The 4,171-nt window shown below is 61.0% G+C and carries 4 protein-coding genes; all 4 read right to left on the bottom strand.

What is annotated here, in order from left to right:
- Positions 1-478: 478 nt before the first annotated feature.
- A complete protein-coding gene (locus IE00_RS20245) occupies positions 479-643 on the bottom strand; it encodes a hypothetical protein (RefSeq protein ID WP_170864191.1) in 165 nt (54 codons plus the stop codon).
- Complete coding sequence (locus IE00_RS16625) at positions 640-1,113, bottom strand: hypothetical protein (protein WP_072298308.1); 474 nt, start codon at positions 1,111-1,113, stop codon at positions 640-642. The genes IE00_RS20245 and IE00_RS16625 overlap by 4 nt, the downstream gene beginning before the upstream one ends.
- A gap of 634 nt (positions 1,114-1,747) precedes the next feature.
- The gene (locus IE00_RS16620) at positions 1,748-3,592 is read right to left on the bottom strand and encodes a ParB/Srx family N-terminal domain-containing protein (RefSeq protein WP_072298307.1); all 1,845 of its coding nucleotides are present in this window, start codon (positions 3,590-3,592) and stop codon (positions 1,748-1,750) included.
- A gap of 234 nt (positions 3,593-3,826) precedes the next feature.
- Complete coding sequence (locus IE00_RS16615; RefSeq protein WP_072298306.1) at positions 3,827-4,078, bottom strand: hypothetical protein; 252 nt, start codon at positions 4,076-4,078, stop codon at positions 3,827-3,829.
- Positions 4,079-4,171: the final 93 nt, after the last annotated feature.

The raw sequence follows: 4,171 nt of genomic DNA, 5'->3' as shown, positions 1-4,171 counted from the left end.
GGCGCAATCTTGGGCGCAGGGACGGGCAGGGGGAAAGGCTCGGGGCGAAAGCCGGTCATGCCGGCCTGAGCCTAGAGCGCGGTCCTGGACGGGCGCGGTATCGGGCATCGCACGAGGCTGCGCCCGTCTAGGAGGCGCCGATGGTCTCTTCACTCTTTCGCAAATGTTCCTGTATTGTTTCTAAATGATCCGAGAAGTATTCATAGCCCCGCTCTGGACTGTGCGTGTCAGCAGCGTTGGGCCTCAGAACGCCGTTCGTATAAAATGTCTTTCTGGAGCAGGCCCGTGGTATCTCAACAGCTTCTGGTTACGTCAGCGGCATCGGGAAACTGACTTTCTTCGAGGGATTGTTGATCGGCTGACCTGTCCCAAGTGCGGCACTTGCGATTGCATGGCATGGACGATTGTTGAGGCTGTCCACGGAACGCGCGACGACAAGGCGGAAAGGTAATGGGCGGGCCTCTTGGCCCGCCCATTCTTATCCTTGCCCCAGGAACCTTTCGCCCGCATTGGGTCCGTATTCGACCACCTCCCAAACCTCGTGTCCGGTCCTTCTGGCATAGCGCCAGGCAGTCGCTTCGTCCTTGTGAATACGGGGCAGGTCATCGGGAAATTCACGGGTCTCGATGATGCGCGCGGTCATGCCGTCGCCATCCAGCGCGATGTGAAGGCATCGAGCATCAGGTAGAGCGTTTCCATCGTTGGCGACTCGCCATAGATGACTTCCTTCCCGACAAGTTCAGGATCAGCTTCGCATTTGGCGCGAACACGCAAGTCGTGATCCAGATATGCGTTCACCTTGAAGCGGTATTTCCCGGCGCCGCTGTCATAGAAATACACATGCCATTTGGTGAGCTGGTCCGGGTTGTTATCAGCTTCAGCCATGAGTTCGTCTGCCGCCAGTCTCTGAACCTCGAACGAACGCGCGCAATCTCGAATGAAGCCATTGCTTTTCGACCCGTGAAAATCAGCCGTGTCGCGAATGCCGAGCACGTTTCCGGGGCAACGCTCCCCGACTAGGCGAGCTAGGATCTGGGCGCTGCGGGCGCTGCCGGTGGCGGCAACGTAGGCTGCGGGATACATGTCGATTTGCATGACGGAGAAATAGGTCATCGTCTTTCCTTTGTGGTGAGGGCGTGGGGCTTGGTGCCTCCTTCCGCCGATGGGCTGCGCCTCGGCCAATCTGTGACCGAATACGCATGTATTCGGCGGAACAGAGTGGGAGAGGGCGAAGCCCGATCCACGGGCCTGACACGGATAATCAAAGGATCGGAGCCGGGGGGTGGTGCGGCCCGCAGCGCGCAGCGCGAGGACACGGCCCCCGGTGGAGACGACGCCGCAGGCGGCGCTTGTCTTTTGACTTTCCGGGGCAGGTCTGTTGGGCGGAAAACAAGAAAGAAAGGATCGTCGCGGCGGGGGTGAGCGGGGCCGCAGGCCCGGTCGATCCCCCGCCGCGGCCGCCGATCAGTCTCAAGACCGGCACCAGGCCGGTCTTTCCATTAAGATTTGTTCTGATCTCTGCCTGAAAAAAATGGCCCCGCCGAAGCGGGGCCAGTAAATATCCTCACCACAAGGATAACGGTTGTGCTGCGGCTCGACGCCAGGAGCGGAGGGGCAGCGGAAATTTCGTGCTGTCTATCCTGCTAACATTTGCAGGCAGGTTAATCCAGCCTTTGCCATGACAGCATGGCGGTAATCTATCTGGCTGGGTGATAGGTGGCGGGGCGCTAGCGCCCCGCCCATCAGCTTATTCCATACCTTCGGGCAGCCATGCTGCAATCTTCTCAGACTGCTCGTCGGTGATGCCGAGGGTGCTGCGCAGGTCGTGATCGCCACGGAACAGGGCTTCGAGCTTCGCAGCCTTCTCGCCCTTTTTCAGCTTGTCGAAGCTGGTAGCGGTCGGGTGGTCGGCGGATAGGTCCAGCAGGTCGCGCCACAGGTCTGCCATGTAGGAGCCACCCACGCGGCCAAAGAAGTTGGCGGCGGTCGGGGTCCAGACTTCGCGGGTGTTCGGCTGCGTTTCTTTCTCAATCAGCGCGGCCAACCTCTCGTCACCGCCCCGAAGCTGCGCGGCAAGGAAGCGCACCAGTTCACTGCGAATGTGATCCGCCCCTTTCTGACGGAATGCGCGGAAACTCTTTCCAAGGTCTTTTCCATACATATCGCGCGGCGGGTTCTCGGTCAGGCGCTCGTCCAGCGCATAGCCATCGGCCTCGGTCGTCGGCCAGTTGGGCACGTCCTCGACGGACAAGCCGAACGGCTTGGACCAATAGAGGTTGTGGCTGAGTTGATAGGCCAGTAGGTCGATCAGCAGATCAGGGTCACGCAAGGCTGCATGTTGGCGGGCACCGCGCGAGACGCGGCCCAGATCATCGCGAAGTTTTTGGGAAATCGGACTCTTGGGCGCATCGTCTGCGCTGTGCTGCGACTTCGCAAGAACACCTGCGGCAATCGCCTCGGCCTTGTCTGCCTTGCGGATCAAACCTTCGCAGCTCTGAACCTCACCTTGCCGGTCAACATAAATGATAAGGCCGGAATGCGCCCGCTGCGTCTCGGTGTAGTCGCCTTCCATGATCGCATTGAGGGCGGCAAACTCGTCCTGCCCTGCCTCGTCCAGAACATCTGCCTCAGCCAGTTCCGCCAGTTCATCGAACCGCTCGGCCTGCTCGGGGGAAAGTTCGCCTTGCTCCTTGTAGATGCGTTCAAAGCCGTTCTCTTGCAGGAACCAGTAGCCCAGATAGTCGGTGTGGTTCGCCTCGACCCACTTCCAGCCGTCGCGCTTGTGGCTCTCCGCTACCTCTGCCAGCCGTTCCGAGAAGACCGCATCAAGAATGTCGGTGTCGTCCAGCAAGGTTTCTTCCGCGAAAAGGTCGCCGCCGACACGGCCACCAGCGGCTTGATATGCCTCGATGCCCACAAACTTCGCGCGGCGGTCGGTGTCCTTCACGGCGTCAGGCTTCAACGCCTTCTTGATCTGATAGTCGGACAGGTTGTTGCCCCGGCACTGTTCCAGCACTTCAAGGCTCCGCGCCTCGTCGGTGCTGATCGTGAAACAGGCGGCGGCGCTGAGGTTGATTTCATTCGCGGCCAGCGCGGCGATCACGGCTTCCGGCAGACCGGCCAGCGCAAGGCGACGGTAGACGCTTTTCTCCGTCACGGCGAAGGCGCGGGCAATCGCTGCCGGGGTTGCTCCGTTCTGCTCCATCTTGCCATAGGCACGGATTTCATCGGCGGGGTGAAGATCGCGGCGGGCCGCGTTCTCTGCCACTGCCCATGCCTGCGCGGTGCTGTCATTGGGCGCGATGCGGACAGGCGGGTTTGCCAGTTCGGGGCGCACTTGGGCCAGATCGGCATGGCGCTCGGCCAGCAGTTGCAGGGCGCGAAGGCGACGGCCACCGGCGACGATCTGCGCACCGCCCTTGCCGTCCATGATCCCGGCCAGGTTCTGGATCAGGCCAGCGGTCCAGATGCTTTGGGCCAGTTCCTCGACCTCGGCGGCGGGCACGTTCTGGCGCGGGTTCATCGGGGACAGGACCAGCTTGGAAAGCGGAAAACGGGCTTCGTCGGCGGTGATGGTGGTTTGCTTGGTCATTGGGACATTCCTTGTGGTGATCGTTTTTTTTATGGTATGGGTGCCCCAGCCCTTGGGCTTCATGCGTGAGGGCTGGAGCGAGGGGGCTTACTCAGCCCCGTGCTGGATCAGGAAGCGGCGTCCGATGCCAAAGTGATCGCCCTTCCTGACAAGCGCCAAAGCCTCGGCCATGCGGCGCTTCAAAGTATCCTCGCTGATTGTTCTCACCCCCTTTCCGTTTTCAGATTGCAGACCTCAGAAGGACAGGGCCGCGTAGCTCTGGCTGTCCTCGTAGCAGATGATCGGCTCCCCGGTCGCGGTCGTGCCGCCCCAGCAGGGGCCGTTGAAGCCAGCGATTTTCGGGTGCCCTTGAAGCTCGGCGCGGGTGCGCGGGTTGGACGAAACACCGATGATGCTGGTGCCCATGTCTTCAACCCACTGCTCGATGCAGTCAGGATGCACTTTGGTCATCCTTTCCTCGGTCATAACGACAATTTCGTAAGCCATGTCTGGCCTCCTTTGTGGTGAGGGCGTGGGGCTTGGTGCCTCCTTCCGCCGATGGGCTGCGCCTCGGCCAATCTGTGACCGAATACGCATGTA

The organism is Paracoccus sp. SM22M-07 (assembly GCF_001887735.1).
Lineage (GTDB): Bacteria > Pseudomonadota > Alphaproteobacteria > Rhodobacterales > Rhodobacteraceae > Paracoccus.
This window is presented reverse-complemented; position numbering and strand designations above follow the sequence as displayed.